Source organism: Streptomyces sp. NPDC005263 (assembly GCF_042872365.1).
Taxonomy (GTDB): domain Bacteria; phylum Actinomycetota; class Actinomycetes; order Streptomycetales; family Streptomycetaceae; genus Streptomyces.
Genome location: NZ_JBIAKJ010000016.1, coordinates 1 through 13,414, shown reverse-complemented (window position 1 = coordinate 13,414; position 13,414 = coordinate 1). Strand labels below are relative to the sequence as shown.

The window sequence follows — 13,414 nt, the reverse complement described above, 5'->3', positions numbered from 1 at the left end:
GTAGCGAGCGGCGCCGGTCGAAACGGCCCAGGACGATGCACCGCGGGGTGACAGCTCAGCCCGACGTCGGTCCCGCGGTGTTCCACGGCACGAAGGCGTTCGTCAGACCGGCGAGTGCGGTGCGCAGTTCCGGATGGTGGCGCAGCAGTACGGTGATCATGCTGTTGTCCTCGATCCAGGCCATGCCGGCCTTCGAGTACACCTCAGGGGTGTAGTACTCGTTGAAGAAGCGGTCGCTGTTCAGCCGGCGTGAGGCCATCAGGATGAAGATGCGGAACGCTGTGTCGCTGAAGGCGAATCCGGTGGGCAGCTTCTCCGCGTACAGCCCGACCATGAGGTCGACCTTCTCGATGTCGCCCTCGTAGAGTTGCTCGATCTGCTCGGCCCACGCCCGGTTCCCCGTGAGGTCCAGGAAGTTCGCCGCGGGCTTGAGCCGCAGCAGTCGCCGGAACTCGTTGTAGCGGGGGACGCCCAGTTCCCGGGTGCGCAGGATGTCGGTGGCGGCGAGGTCCTGGAAGTGCCCGTCGGGGCGCTCGAACTCCTGCAGAAACTTGGGGAAGTTGTGCAGGGTGACCAGTCCTGGGTGGAGTGTGCCGAAGCTGTAGAGCAGGTCGGTCATGTCCGTGGTCTCCAGGAACTTCAGCGCCCCCGGGCCGGAGATGTCACGGAGCGTGCAGTGACGCAGCGTTCCGTCGTCGTTCGCGGAGCGCAGATGCCACTCGTCCCGGATCAGCGGGTGCATGCGGTAGACGGCTACGAACTCCTCGGTGAGGGCGTACGGGACGCCGTAGTGGTCGGTTTCGCCTCCGGGGATGCCGCTGATGACCTCGCTGTCGATGATCCGGCCGAAGAGTCTGTGGACGCGTTCGCCGGCCAGGCCCCACCAGTTGGCACGCAGACCTGTGACGGTCGTGGGGTGGCTGATGACGGCGGGGGTCCACTCCACGGTGTGGATCTTGGCGAGGAGCGCGGCGTTGACCAGGCGGGCGCGCTGGAACAGTTCCTCGTCGCCCCAGGACGGGTACGCGGCGTGCAGATGGTCGCAGATGGCGTTGTGCTCCCGCGCGAACAGGTCGTGCATCATGGCGAGGCCCAGCCAGAAGCCGGGGACGCGGGAGGGGTCGCGGGAGGGATCCGAGGGCACCGGAGCCTGCTCGCCGTCCCACAGACGCAGCCTGCCCAGCTCGCCGGTGCGCATCTGGCGCTGCTCGGTCTCGTTCGTCCCGTAGATCTGCGACGCGTCCCACCAGTGGGAGGACGTGTTGACCCGGGTGTCGGGCGTGCCGGCGGGCGCCTGCGGGTCGCGGGTCGGGTCGTCCGGTGTCCGCATGATCCGCATGGGCCGTTCCGGCCATGGGTCGTCGTCCATGAGGGGAACTTCCCAGGGGTGGTCGGCGGGGCTCGTACCGTGGCTGAACCAGTCGCGGACCATGAACTGGAGCCAGGCGGCGACCAGGGAGTTGACCGATTCGGCGGGGACCAGTTGATCGCGGGTGAGCAGTGCGCGGCTCACGTCGCGGGGGTTCGGCCGGGACAGGACGTCCTCGGGGGCGGCCGGGGCGATCCGGTCCAGCGGGATGTTACGGCCGAAGCGGGCGCCCGCCATGCCCATCCGCGGATCACCGAGGTCGTTGTGGCTGCCGTCGGGAGTCCGGTTGACCTTGTGGCTCTCGGACGGCGGCGCGGGATCGGGCAGGTTGACGGAGGGCAGGTGGTCGGTGTCGTAAAGGTTCTTCTGCCGGAGCCTCACACGCAGTCCGAGGAGTGTCAACAGGCCCGGAATCACGGGCAGCTTGTCCCAGCCGATGCGCCGGTCCACGTACTGGGCGGCACTGGTGACGACCCGCCAGGGGTATGACGTGCGGTAACCGGCCGGGGAATGGCGGGCGGCGCGTCGTTGCTTGCTCATCGCAGCGCTCCAGGGGGAGGGGCAGAACATCAGGAAAGCCCCCGATCAACACAGTATGGGGACCTTCTCCTTTCCGCACCTCGAGTGGCACAAGGGGCCTCCAGCCGAGCCGGGCCCGGCGGCGAACGGGAACCGGCTGTCGGTTTTTGACCATCGCGCGTCGCGACCGTGCTGTGCACCCAGGAGACCTGGGCCGCGAAGCCCTTTTGATTCCCCATGGGGATGTGCATGAACTTCAGCCTGGGGAATCAGCGGCGCAGCCGGACGCCGGGCTGTCCCGGATCCCGGGTCGTACGGTCCGCTGTCGCGGTCGCCCACCGTTTGGCGAGCAGCTCCTGGTCGGCGAAGGCGGTCTGGCCGACGCACGCCGCGATCTCCACCACGGCCAGGCAGGACACAGAGAGCTCCCGTGCGGCGCCCGCGCCCCGGACGGCGGCCCCGGCTGCGCCACATGCGTTTCGTCGGTCGGCCCCATGCACGGCACTACGCGTGGGCATCCGCAGAAGTTCTCCGATCCCGCCGTCTTCACCCGACCGGGTAAGAGAGCTGGTTCCTGAGCCCCGACGCTGAGGGCTGTATCCGCCTAGCCCTTCACGATCCCGAGCGTCTTGTCGGGTCGGCAGTGGCAGGGGTGGTGGAAGGCGGGGTCTTTGATGAGCGCGTACCGGGCTTTGGCGGCGTCGAGAGTGGCGACGGGCTGGCTGATCCTGGGGCATTCGGCGGCGTGGATGGTGACTCGGCGCTCAGCAAGTGGAAGATCGGATATGCGTTTGATTGTATGTCGGTCTGCTGGACCTGGTCGTCTCCAGACCCGTTGTCCTGTGACAGTGAACCTTGAGCGCATGCCATCGAAGCTTGAGTGGCTAGGTCGGCCGACCAGGGTCCGCCTCCGAGGGTGTCACTGGGTGGCGACAGACTGCGCGCATGGATGTTTCTCACGACACCGATCGCTGTGACCGGGCTGAGCTGGTGTGGGTCCGGTCGATGGGCGGCCCCTTGATCGTCGTTCCGGAGTCCTCGGTAAACGCCTGGGGCGGATGCACGGAGGCCGGCTCCGTCCTCGGTGATGCCGATGGCCGTGATGACTACGACCGCGCCTGCGAGGTGGAGGACTGGGCCGGTGCGATCGCCGTGGGCACGGGCGCCGTCACTGCGCTTGTCCTGGCCGATGAACCTGCAAAGACGTGCTTCCTGCCAGAGAAGCTGCTGTTCGTGCGGTGGCTGGCTGCGGACTCCGAGGCCGAGTTGTTCGCGGCAGCCGACGCGGTCCTGGCTGATCCGGACACCGCTTGGGAAGACGGCGGCCTGTGGGTCGCCGATGGCCCGGCTGTGTTGATGGATTCGGCTGAAGCGGGCGCCGATCTGGGAGTGGATTATCCCGATGAGGGCCAGCCGGAACACGCTCCCGTACATCTTCCGGCAGGCCGATGGAGGGTCCGCGCAGTCCATACGAAGAACGAGTTCGCATGGGTGGGCTTGGTGCAGCTTGTTGCTGAGGACGGCTCGGCCTGAAGGTCAGCACTCCCCGCCACTCAAACTTCGATGGCACGCGCTCAAGTTCTTGTCGCAGGACACCCGTGACCGGCACGCCGAAACCCCTGTTGCTGCTCCGTCTTCGGTGACTTGGTCCCGGTCTCAGTCGGTCTGTTCAGTTTCGCTCGGCATCTCGTCGAGGTCCCCGTCAGCCCGCTCGATGGCTTCCGGACTGTCGACTGGGGGGTGGTGCTCGTCATATTGGCCGAGCGTAGTTGAGCGCGATCAAGTCCGGTCCTTCGAACGCCGCGGCAGCGATCGTCTGAGACAACAGCCACCGTTCGTGCCCCAGGGAGCAGATCATCTGAGATTTCCCGCCGTCGCGCGTCTCGGATGATCTGGTCGTCGACCTCCCGACGGATCTTTGTCGACGGCCAAGAGGTGTTCTACCCCTGATCGACGCGCGGACGAGGAGCGTCAGCCGACGTGGACCGCGGCGACGCCTTCGGGGGGCAGGGTGAGGGTGAACCGGGCGACACCGGTTCCGCGGTCGGACTTGAGCTCCAGGGGCCGGTCCTCGACCTCGCTCGCCTTCTCGATGTCGTGCAGCTGCCGGCGGGTCGGATACTCCGGCGAGCCGAGCTCCACCCACTCCCGGTAGGGGTTGGTGTGGTCCTCGTCGATCCGCCGGACTCGTGCCCGGGCCCCGGCCCGCACGCCGCGCAGGGTGACGGTGAGGGTCGCGGGCCGCGCCGGGACGGAGGCGCTGCCGTCGCCGGTGGCTAGGGCGTGGTTGTACAGCAGGACGTCGACACCGCCGCGCCCGCCGCCGATGACCGCGAGCCCGCCCACCGTGTCCGGGGCGCCTGCCAGGGTCAGTGGCACGCGGTGCTCGCCCACCTTGTGCAGGATCTGCAGCAGGCGGTAGGCGGGCTTCTTGACGCCGTGGATGGTCCGCAGCCCGAACCCACCGTGGAACGGCTTGTCGGCCTGACCCATCTCCTCGTAGATGTCGGTGAACGACCAGTAGGCGAGCGCGTCGACGACCCCGACGGTCTCGGCGATCGTGCGCAGGAAGCTCGCCGCCGCGTCGGACCGGTCCAGGACGGGGTTTCCGATGTCGGAGGTGACGTTGGTCTCGGAGATGTAGAGCGGAAGGCCGGACGGCGTGTCGGCGCGGTTCTGCTTGAAGAACGACGCCGGGCCCTGGGGCCCCGTTCCCGTGTCGCTCTCGTAGCCGTGGGCGCTGCCGAAGTCGACCGGGACATCCTTGGCGGTGGCCCACTGCATGAATTCCCGGTAGTACCGCACACCCGGCGAACGGGGAGGCCCGAAGCTCAGCTGTCCGGCCGAGGTGGCCGGGCCACCGACCCGGAGGCTCGCGTCGACGTTCTTGATGGCCTCCGCGGCGTACTGGTAGAGCCTGAAATAGGCTTGCTGGTCCCCGTTGAAGAACACGGACAGGTTCGGCTCGTTCCACACCTCGAACGGCCACTTGCGGACCTCATGGAGACCGTACCGGTCCACCATGTGCCGCGCGAAGTCGCCGACGACCTTGCCCCAGAGCGCGTAGTCCTTCGGCTCCATCTGGTTGAAGTCGTACAGCATGAGGCTGAACGGCGGGGCGGACGCCTGAAGACTGGCAGGCATGCTGCTCAGCTCGACGAACGGGTGCATGCCGCGATCCACGAGAGCGTCGTAGATCTGGTCGACGTTGAAGAACGAGTAGTCGTCGTTCGAGAACGCCGGATTCCTCGGCCGTCCGTTCACGGTCGGGAAGTACGTGCTCATCGAAGTGTTGAGGACACCGTGGAAGCGGAGTGACTCGAAGCCCAGCTCGTCATGGCAGTCGAACAGCTGGTCCTGATAGTCGCGTCTCAGCGCCTGCTTGGCCCAGTCGCCGCTGACGACGCGCTCCCACACGTGGGGGAACGGCGACGTCGGCCGCGTGAGGTCCACGGCGGCCGAAGCGGCGGTGGACGAGGTGTCGGCCGCCACCGCGGGGCCGGCGTCGAGCAGTTCCGAGCCCAGGGCCGTACCGGCCGCGGCCGCACCGGTGAGGAGGATCTGGCGCCGCGTGGGCCCAGTTGAGCGGGCGTGGGGTTCGGTCATGGCTCTCCTCGGCGTGTACGGGGGGAACGGACAGGCGGGCTCGCGCTGTTCACCGGTCCTTGGCGGCGCGTGATCACACGGAGGAAAAGTAGACGTCTCCCCGGGGCTCCGATACAACGAGTCGACCATTGCGGTTCGGATTAATATTCGCGGAATCAGCTGTAAAAGCCCTACGGTGCGACTGTGACGGTGAATCACGGCCCGGCGGGCCCACGCGGTGCCGAGCGGAGTGTCGTCGAGCTGCTCGGCCGGCACGAGGCTCTCACCCGCTCCCAGCTCGCCCGGCTCGCACAACTGCCGCTTTCCACGGTCGCCGGGGCAACGGCCCGGCTCCTGGCGCGCGGACTGCTTCAGGAGGCGCCCGGCCCCGCGGCAAAGGAGGCGCGCGGGCGAGGCCGCCCCGCCGCCAGGCTACGGCTGGCCAGGCACGCCACCCTCGTCGGCGCGGTCGTCATCACGCACCGCGTCGCCCGCGCCGGGCTCGTGTCCACCGAAGGCCAGGTGTTCGGGCGGTTCGAGACGCCGTACGACTGGATGCAGTGCCCCGACATCGTCGCCGAATCCGTCCGGTTGCTGGCCAGGGCCCGCGACGACGCACGCAGTACGGCGCCCATGAGTGGCGTGGTGCTCGGTCTGCCAGTGCCCTATCGGCAGGGTGCCGGACTGTCGATGCTCGCGCCGGCACCCGACCCGGTACCCGCGGACCGCCCGCCCATGTCCGCGTGGCTGTTCAGGGATGTGGCACCGGATCTGACCAGGGCCTTCGGGGTACCCGCGAGCGTCGACAACGTGTGCAACCTCGCCGCCCTCGGCGAGCTGGCGTTCGGCGCGGCACGAGGGCGTCGGCACGTGATCCACCTGCATCTGGTCACCGGAATGGGCGCGGGGCTCATCGTCAACGGGCAGCTCGTGCGCGGAGCGAACGGCCTGGCCGGCGAACTGTCCCATCTCCACGTCGACTCCGTCGGCCCCATGTGCCGCTGCGGTGCCCGCGGATGCCTCGGTGTGATCGCCACCACCGATCACCTCCTCGAAGCCGCTCGCCCGCTGTTCGGCCCCGACGTGAGCATCTACGACGTCCTCGGACTCGCCGCACAGGGCGAGGCGACCGTCCGCCGTGTCCTTGACGACTTCGGCCGCCTCGTCGGAAGTCACCTCGCCCCCGCCTGCGTGATGCTCAACCCTGAGATGATCGTCGTGGACGGCACGCTCGGACCCGCCGCCGCTCCCGTCATCGAGGGTCTCCACGACGGGCTGCGCAGACACATGCCCGCCGGCGCCTACCGCGCGCTGGCCCTCACCCTCGGCCGGCTCGCCGACGACGCCGAGCTCCTCGGAGCCGCGCACCTTGCACAAACCACGAATGCGGCCGCCCGCGGGCTCATGCTCCCGTAGCGCCGGCACCAGATCGCCCGGAGGCCATTGCCTGCCTCCGCTCACGCCTCGTCCGCGAACGCCACAGTCACGTCCGCCACCTGAACCGGCATCAAGTCGGGCAGATCCCCTGAACGACGCCGCCCTGGGCACTCGGCATGGAGGCCGTCTGGAAGATCGAGGTGGAGGACTTCCCAGCGTTCGTCGTGGTGGACGACAAGGGCTTCTTCCAGAATCCGGCTCCGCAGCCGACGTTCACGTCCATTCCGGTACGGGGTTCCGGCCTGGGCGGCCCTGGGCGGCCCTGGGCGGCGAGGGGGCGAGGGTGGCGGTCACGGTGTGCGGTGATTACGGACAAGCCTGACTTGGGTTATTCATTTCCCAGATCCACGGTTATCACGATTTCACGCACCGCGGGAGCATCGGAAGCGTGGCCTCCCGGGAACTGCCAGCAGGGCAACCTCTGCGTCTGGCCTCACTGGGCCTACCCCCGAGCCCGCCCCCGTGGAGACTCCCTCACTGGTGACCGACAGCGAATGGTCCGGCAGCGTCCCGGCGCTCACCTACTACAACTACACGTCCCGCAAGGGCGTCCCTCATCTCGCTGAGCTTCGCGGTTGTCGCCGGGGTCCACTCCTTCGGCTGTCCGACGAGATGGAGGGCATCCTCAATCTCGCTGAGTTTCGGGGAGGACAGGACGCCTGCCCGCTTGATCAGGTCGTCCCGGGACACGGTGGTCAGCCACGTGCAAGGGGTATGGCCTGGATGCGCGAAGCCGAACCGCAGCACGCCTTCAAAGGGCAGTCCTTCCATGGCGCCAACTCGCACTTCGACGCCCAGACCGCTGATGTCCACGCCTGCCGGAGCGATGACCTGCATCGCCGAGATCCCGGAGGCGTCGTCTACCGATAGCAGTACTCGGAACGACCGACCCTGATGAGGCCCGGCTGCTCAGCACGCCGCTGGACGCCGCTCTCTTCGTGGTCTGGTCGGTCTCCCGCCTCGCCGACGGTCGCCTGCTGGAGACCACCCGCACGGTCTGGCTGGGGAGCAGGGTGCGTTTCCATTACAAGGGGTGAGGCTCAATGCGCGACGGCAACGGTGACCAGTGCGAGAACCCCGTCGACGTCGATGTCGTCTGCGTCCCCTTCGGCGCACAGTACGGCGTCCAGGCGGTCGAGGCGGACGGACTCCCGGCCGAGGGTGGCCGACCCGTGAAGGACCACTGCGAGCACGCAGGTTCCGGCTTCCGGCCGCACCGCAAAGCGGTCGCGCATGATCCGGACCCCCGCCGTCGCTTCGGCGCGCCGCACCATGACGTTGAAGTCGACGATCGGGCCGCCGAGCAGCCCGCACTCCGTTTCGGAGTCACCGCAGAAGGCGAACGGCTCGTACGGGGCGGCCATCTCGTGCGAAGTGCCGTCGACCGTCAGGGCCATGCCGGGACCGTCGACGACGGTGATGATCCTGTCCACGCCCTCGAAGACGGAGAACGGTCCGCTCTGCGCGACATCGGCGATGCTGACACGCCAGACGAAATCGCCGGTCCCCGCTCCCTCGGGGCGGGCCGCCACCTCGGAGGTGACGCCTCCGCCGTTCTTCCACGGCGCGGGTGTTCTGTCCTGCGCCCGCAGAACCTGCAGTGCCATGCGCTTTCCTTCCGGATCGGACGGCTGCGGAGCCCGTTCCCCCAGCTCGGCGGCCCGGACAGGCCTTGAGGCCCTCGACACAGCACCGTACGCGACGACCTCCGACGCCTCGCAGAAGCCGGGACGCGGGGAGGCCGGCCAGGGCAAGAGCTGTCCGCCTCGAAGGACCAGTGAACCGTCTGAGGTTGATCCCCGGGCCGAGCGGGGAGTGCCGACGGTGCCGGTTGTAGTACGACAGCCGGCGGAACAGCTCCAACCGGGTCTGTGCCTTCGAGGTCCAGCGGCAGCCATGGAGCAATTCGCGCTTGAGGCCCTGGACGAACGACTCGGCGAGGGCATTGTCGTAGCTTGAGCCGACCCGGCCCGTGCTGCGGCGGATGCCGTGCCGGCGGCACACCTCGGCGAAGGCGGCCGCGCTGTATTGGGCGCCCCTGTCGGTGTGGAAGACGACGCCGCGAACGCGGCCGCGGTGATCCTCTTTTCCCTCGCACGCAGCTCGGCATGGACGCGCGGAGCGCCGTAGGGCGCCATGGTGCTCGGCGTGGATGGCACGGATCTCGCTCACGGTCCGCTTCTCCTCGGCCTGGCGCTCGGCGCGGGCCTGCGCGGTGGCCAGGTGCCGGTAGTAGCCCGAGCGGGAGACTCCGAGCACACGGCAGATCCGCTTGACGCCGAATCTGGCGCGGTTCCCGCAGATGAAGTCCCTGCGGCGAGGGCTCACTTCACCTCCGGAGCGAAATAGGCAGCTGCCCGGCGATCCAAAGATCCGCGGCCGCCGCCGCGTACGTCCGCTTTCCCGCCCACGGCGCGGTAGAGCTTGGCCGCGGCCACACGAGTGCATCGGCCTCGCCGACCCCTACGGCCTCTTCCCCAGGCGCGCCCTGGACCGGCTTCGCTGCTGTGTCAGGGCGCTGTGATCGAGCGCCCCGCCCACCCGGGCGGCTGCTCTGTCAGCTTCGTGAGGCGGTCGCGGACCGCGTCCGGGAACACGGTCGCACGGCCGGCTTCCTGGTCGACATGGAGGGCGAGCAGTTCCGTGGTGGCGACCGGGTCGGCATCCGCCTCCGGCTCGGCCCGCGGGTCGGGGACGACGTACATCTCGTGCGTGAAGCGCGCCTTCTTCCCCGCCGCGCCCAGCACGCGCGTACGTACCGCCAATGAGGCGCCCTCCGGCACATCCCGTAGATAGCGGATGTGGGACTCGACCGTGTACATCGAGCAGCCGGTGCTCTTGAGGTACGCGGAGTCCATGCCCGTCCGCTCCATGAGCGCGTCGGTCGCGAAGCCGAAGACCAGGACGTAGAACGCCTCGCTCATATGCCCGTTGTAGTCGATCCACTCGGGGCGCACGGTCTCGCGGAACAGCGGCAGGCGTGGCGGGTGTGGCGAGCTCACTCGGCACCGGCCTCGTCACCGGTTTCGCTCCCGGGCAGACGTCCGGTGGCGCGCAGGACCGCGATGACACCCCGGTCGCGTTCGGAGACCAGGTCGGCGATCGTACGGCCGTCCGCGGCGTCGGCGCACCCGGCGACCACGGCGTCGTAGAGCGCCTTGTCCAGTTCCGGGGCTTCGAGACGGGTCCACGGGGATTTCAGGGACGGTCCGAAGTGGTCGAGCATATGGGCCATTCCGCCTTCGCCGCCCGCGAGGGCGAACGTGAGCATCGGCCCCATGATGGCCCAGCGCAGGCCCGGGCCCTCGGTGATGGACAGGTCGATGTCGCGGACCGTCGCCTCACCGTTCGCGACCATGTGCAGGGCCTCGCGCCACAGGGCCTCCTGGAGGCGGTTGGCGATGAAGCCCGGCACCTCGCGGTCCATGGTGATGACGGACTTGCCCGCCGTCTCGTAGAAGCGGGACGCCCAGCGCACCGCCTCCAGGTCTGTCTTCTCCCCGCCGACGACCTCGACGAGCGGGATCAGATACGGCGGGTTGAACGGGTGTCCGACGACCAGGCGACCTGGGGTGACCGCCTCGGTCTGCATGTCGGTCATCGGGTAGCCGGAGGTGGACGAGGCGATGACCACCCCCGCGGGCGTCGCGGCATCCAGCTTCGTCAGCAGTTCGCGTTTGAGGTCGAGCTTCTCCGGGGCGCTCTCCTGCACGAACTGCGCCTCGGAGACGGCCTCTTCGAGCGTCGCCGTGACGGTCAGCCGGCCGATCGAGGCGCCGGGGGCCAGGCCGAGTTGTTCGAGGGCGGGCCAGGCGGCCTCCACGAGTCGTCGTAGCCGGGCCTCGGCATCGGGGGCCGGGTCCCAGGCGGTGACGTCGTAGCCGCGGGCCAGGAAGTGGGCGACCCAGCCGCCGCCGATCACACCGGCGCCCACGCAGGCCACACGGCGTACCTGCTCGGGCGCACAAGTCTCCGTCATCCAGGGCTCCTTGAAAAGGGGGAGGGGTGAACCGGGGTGTGCCGCCGCTCAGCCACGCGGCTTGAGGCCGAGCTTGAGACGCGCCTCGTCGGGACTCGCGACCCGCGCCCCGAGCGCCTCGACGATCGTCACGGCGCGCTCCACCAACTGGGCGTTGGTCGCCTTGACTCCCTTGCCCAGATAGAGATTGTCCTCAAGGCCCACCCGCACATGTCCGCCGAGCAGCACCGACTGCGCCACCCAGGGCATCTGCATACGGCCCAGCGCGAAACTGGCCCACTGGGCGCCCTCCGGCAACATGTTCACCATCGACTGCAGAACTCCGGGGTCCGCGGGCGCACCCCACGGGATGCCCATGCACAGCTGGAACACGGTCGGATCGTCGAGGAGCCCCTCGGCGAGCAGTTGCTTGGCGAACCACAGATGCCCGGTGTCGAAGATCTCCAGCTCGGGCCGTACGCCCAGCTCCTGGATGCGCCGGGCGCCGGTGCGCAGCATGTCGGGCGTGGAGACGTAGAGGTTCGACCCGTCCCCGAAGTTGAGCGAACCGCAGTCCAGGGTGCAGATGTCCGGCAGCAGGTCCTCGACGTGCGGCAATCGCTGCAGGCCGCCGACGAGATCGGTGCCCGGTAGCTGCTTGAGCGGCTCCTCCGGGTCGATGACGAGGTCGCCGCCCATCCCCGCGGTGAGGTTGATGACGACGTCGGTCCCGGTCTCCTTGATCCGCTCGACGACCTCGCGGTACAGCCGCGGATCGCGGGAGGGGGCTCCGGTCTCGGGATCGCGTACGTGGATGTGGACCTCGGCGGCGCCGGCTTCGGCGGCCTGCACCGCGGAGGCGGCGATCTGCTCGGGGGTGACGGGTACGTGCGGGCTCTTGCCCACGGTGTCGCCGGCGCCGGTGAGGGCGCAGGTGATGATCACGTCCTGGTTCATGGTCGCGCGGGTTCCTCTCGGAACGGAGGCAGGGGCGACGGAAGGGATACGTCGACCCTAGCCGCGAGGAGACGGAAAACTCAATACCCCGGTTTCATGATGCGGGCGCGCGTCGCACGAAGTGAACGTCGGAGACGCTCAGAGCGCCTGTGCCGCCTTCGCGATCTCCTCTGCCGCGGCCCGGGCGAGCGCGCCCAGCGCCGCGAACCGCGACTCGGGCACCCGGTCCTGCGGCCCCCAGATGCTGACCACCGCGAACGGTCGGCCCCGGCTGCCGAGCACCGGTGAGGAGACCCCGTAGAGGTTCCGCTCCATCTCGCCCACGCAGACGCTGTATCCGCGCTCCCGCGACTGTTCCAGCTCGGCCCGCAGCCGGGCCCGGTCCGTGATCGTGGTGTCCGTGTACGCGTCCAGCGGCCCGGAGAGCAGTGACTGGGCCTCCTCCTCCGGAATCCAGGCCAGCAGCGCCTTCCCCGTGGACGTGGCGTGCAGCGGCACCGGCCGGCCGAGCCACTTGGCGCTCAGCACGACGGGCGGGGTCACCTCGGCGATGTACGTCAGCCCCAGCTGTTGCACCACCGCGAGGTTGGCGGTCTCCCCCGTCTGCTCGCTGACCCGGCGCAGCGTGCCGTGCGCCCGGCGGATCAGACCGTCGAAACCGGCGGCCGACGCCATCCGCGCGACCGCGAAACCGATCGTGTAGCGGTTGGTGACCGGGCTGCGCTCCACCAGGCCGAACTGCTCCAGCGTGGACAGCAGTCGCCAGGCCGTGGCGCGGTTGAGCCCGCACTGCGCGGCCAGATTCGAGGCCGTGTCGCCGTCCGGCGAGCTGTCGGCCGTCGCCTGCAGCAGCGTGATGGCCCGCTCCAGCGACTGGACCTTGCCCGATGTTCCGCCCTGCTCGGGGACCGGTGCGGAGTTGTTGGTGTCGGTGGTGTGCTGGGACTTCGGCATGCCCATCTCATCCTCGGCTCGTGACGGTTCCGGCCCTTGACCTACCTGACTCTCATCCCCATCTTCTCATCATCCGTGCGGCCATCGCGTCATATGAACGCCCTGAACGTCTGGCGGTTGAGACAGAGACAAGGTCGGCTGAGGCGGAACAGCCCCGACCACGTTCGGCTGTGCCGCGTCCAGCCCCGACCACGGCTGGTCAGCATGCCAGGGAGTGTGTCCCGATGTCCGGCGCCAGCGAACCGTGAGCGCATGGCACCGAAGTTTGAACGTCGCAGCATGCGTGCCAGACACAGGCCCGCATGTCCGGTGGGAGCTGTGGGTGACGGTCGTACGAGCCGGTCGTTACGCAGGTCATGAAGATCACCTCTCGCATCCTCACCGTGACCGCCGTGGGCGGCGCCCTGCTAGCAGTCACCGGGCCGGCGCACGCCACCGACATCCTCAACCTGGTCAACGCCAAGCGCGTTCCGGTCTCCGTCCTTTCGGAAGGCAACACCAGGGCGCACAACGTCCAGGTCACCAGCGTCCAGCAGGACTTCTAGTGCCGCATCAAGCTTCGTTCGCCCTGTCGTGATGTGTCGCCCAGTTGCTGCGTCGGGAAGTCCCAGAGGGCCAGAATGATCACGTGGCTG

General features: G+C 68.7%; 13 protein-coding genes and 2 pseudogenes. 5 read left to right on the top strand and 10 right to left on the bottom strand.

Features of this window, described 5'->3' with window-relative positions:
• Nucleotides 1–55 precede the first annotated feature (55 nt).
• A complete protein-coding gene (locus tag ACFYRY_RS40215; protein WP_389157668.1) occupies nucleotides 56–1,909 on the bottom strand; it encodes a peroxidase family protein in 1,854 nt (617 codons plus the stop codon).
• A gap of 248 nt (nucleotides 1,910–2,157) precedes the next feature.
• Nucleotides 2,158–2,307 carry a DUF6207 family protein gene (locus tag ACFYRY_RS40210; RefSeq protein WP_389157665.1) on the bottom strand — a complete coding sequence of 50 codons (150 nt, stop codon included), beginning with the start codon at nucleotides 2,305–2,307 and terminating at the stop codon, nucleotides 2,158–2,160.
• A 526-nt stretch (nucleotides 2,308–2,833) separates the two neighbouring features.
• Here ACFYRY_RS40210 and ACFYRY_RS40205 point away from each other — a divergent pair.
• Nucleotides 2,834–3,421, top strand: coding sequence for an Imm21 family immunity protein (locus ACFYRY_RS40205; protein WP_389157663.1), 588 nt, complete (start codon nucleotides 2,834–2,836; stop codon nucleotides 3,419–3,421).
• Between the two features lie 438 nt (nucleotides 3,422–3,859).
• Here ACFYRY_RS40205 and ACFYRY_RS40200 read toward each other — a convergent pair whose 3' ends face one another.
• Nucleotides 3,860–5,494, bottom strand: a complete 1,635-nt coding sequence (locus tag ACFYRY_RS40200) for a hypothetical protein (protein WP_389157661.1) — start codon at nucleotides 5,492–5,494, stop codon at nucleotides 3,860–3,862.
• Between the two features lie 183 nt (nucleotides 5,495–5,677).
• Here ACFYRY_RS40200 and ACFYRY_RS40195 point away from each other — a divergent pair, with 183 nt between their 5' ends.
• Together ACFYRY_RS40195 and ACFYRY_RS40190 are read left to right on the top strand one after the other, a co-directional pair.
• Nucleotides 5,678–6,889: an ROK family protein gene (locus ACFYRY_RS40195; RefSeq protein ID WP_389157658.1), complete on the top strand. Its 1,212-nt coding sequence runs from the start codon at nucleotides 5,678–5,680 to the stop codon at nucleotides 6,887–6,889.
• 131 nt (nucleotides 6,890–7,020) lie between these two features.
• A pseudogene (locus ACFYRY_RS40190) lies at nucleotides 7,021–7,101 on the top strand (fumarate hydratase C-terminal domain-containing protein); the annotation flags it as partial.
• Nucleotides 7,102–7,384: 283 nt separating this feature from the next.
• Here the strand turns inward: ACFYRY_RS40190 and ACFYRY_RS40185 are convergent.
• The gene (locus ACFYRY_RS40185; protein WP_389157801.1) at nucleotides 7,385–7,783 is read right to left on the bottom strand and encodes a type II toxin-antitoxin system PemK/MazF family toxin; all 399 of its coding nucleotides are present in this window, start codon (nucleotides 7,781–7,783) and stop codon (nucleotides 7,385–7,387) included.
• Between the two features lie 65 nt (nucleotides 7,784–7,848).
• Between ACFYRY_RS40185 and ACFYRY_RS40180 the strand changes: the two genes are divergently transcribed.
• On the top strand, nucleotides 7,849–7,947 hold the full coding sequence (locus ACFYRY_RS40180) for a hypothetical protein (protein ID WP_389157656.1): 99 nt from the start codon (nucleotides 7,849–7,851) through the stop codon (nucleotides 7,945–7,947).
• A 3-nt stretch (nucleotides 7,948–7,950) separates the two neighbouring features.
• Here the strand turns inward: ACFYRY_RS40180 and ACFYRY_RS40175 are convergent, their stop codons facing one another.
• The 6 genes and pseudogenes from ACFYRY_RS40175 to ACFYRY_RS40150 form a co-directional block, all read right to left on the bottom strand.
• Nucleotides 7,951–8,517 carry a HutD family protein gene (locus ACFYRY_RS40175; protein ID WP_389157653.1) on the bottom strand — a complete coding sequence of 189 codons (567 nt, stop codon included), beginning with the start codon at nucleotides 8,515–8,517 and terminating at the stop codon, nucleotides 7,951–7,953.
• Nucleotides 8,518–8,713: 196 nt separating this feature from the next.
• Nucleotides 8,714–9,428, bottom strand: a pseudogene (locus ACFYRY_RS40170) (integrase core domain-containing protein); the annotation flags it as partial.
• A complete protein-coding gene (locus ACFYRY_RS40165) occupies nucleotides 9,421–9,912 on the bottom strand; it encodes a thioesterase family protein (RefSeq protein WP_389157650.1) in 492 nt (163 codons plus the stop codon). The pseudogene ACFYRY_RS40170 and the gene ACFYRY_RS40165, both read right to left, overlap by 8 nt.
• Entirely contained in the window at nucleotides 9,909–10,889 is a 981-nt protein-coding gene (locus ACFYRY_RS40160) for a 3-hydroxyacyl-CoA dehydrogenase NAD-binding domain-containing protein (protein ID WP_389157647.1), read from the bottom strand. Before ACFYRY_RS40160 ends, ACFYRY_RS40165 begins: the two co-directional genes overlap by 4 nt.
• Nucleotides 10,890–10,937: 48 nt before the next feature.
• A complete protein-coding gene (locus tag ACFYRY_RS40155) occupies nucleotides 10,938–11,825 on the bottom strand; it encodes a 3-keto-5-aminohexanoate cleavage protein (RefSeq protein WP_389157645.1) in 888 nt (295 codons plus the stop codon).
• Between the two features lie 138 nt (nucleotides 11,826–11,963).
• Nucleotides 11,964–12,779 (bottom strand): IclR family transcriptional regulator, encoded by an 816-nt coding sequence (locus tag ACFYRY_RS40150; protein ID WP_389157642.1) that lies wholly within the window; start codon nucleotides 12,777–12,779, stop codon nucleotides 11,964–11,966.
• A gap of 356 nt (nucleotides 12,780–13,135) precedes the next feature.
• Between ACFYRY_RS40150 and ACFYRY_RS40145 the strand changes: the two genes are divergently transcribed.
• Nucleotides 13,136–13,324 carry a hypothetical protein gene (locus tag ACFYRY_RS40145; protein WP_389157640.1) on the top strand — a complete coding sequence of 63 codons (189 nt, stop codon included), beginning with the start codon at nucleotides 13,136–13,138 and terminating at the stop codon, nucleotides 13,322–13,324.
• Nucleotides 13,325–13,414 lie beyond the last annotated feature (90 nt).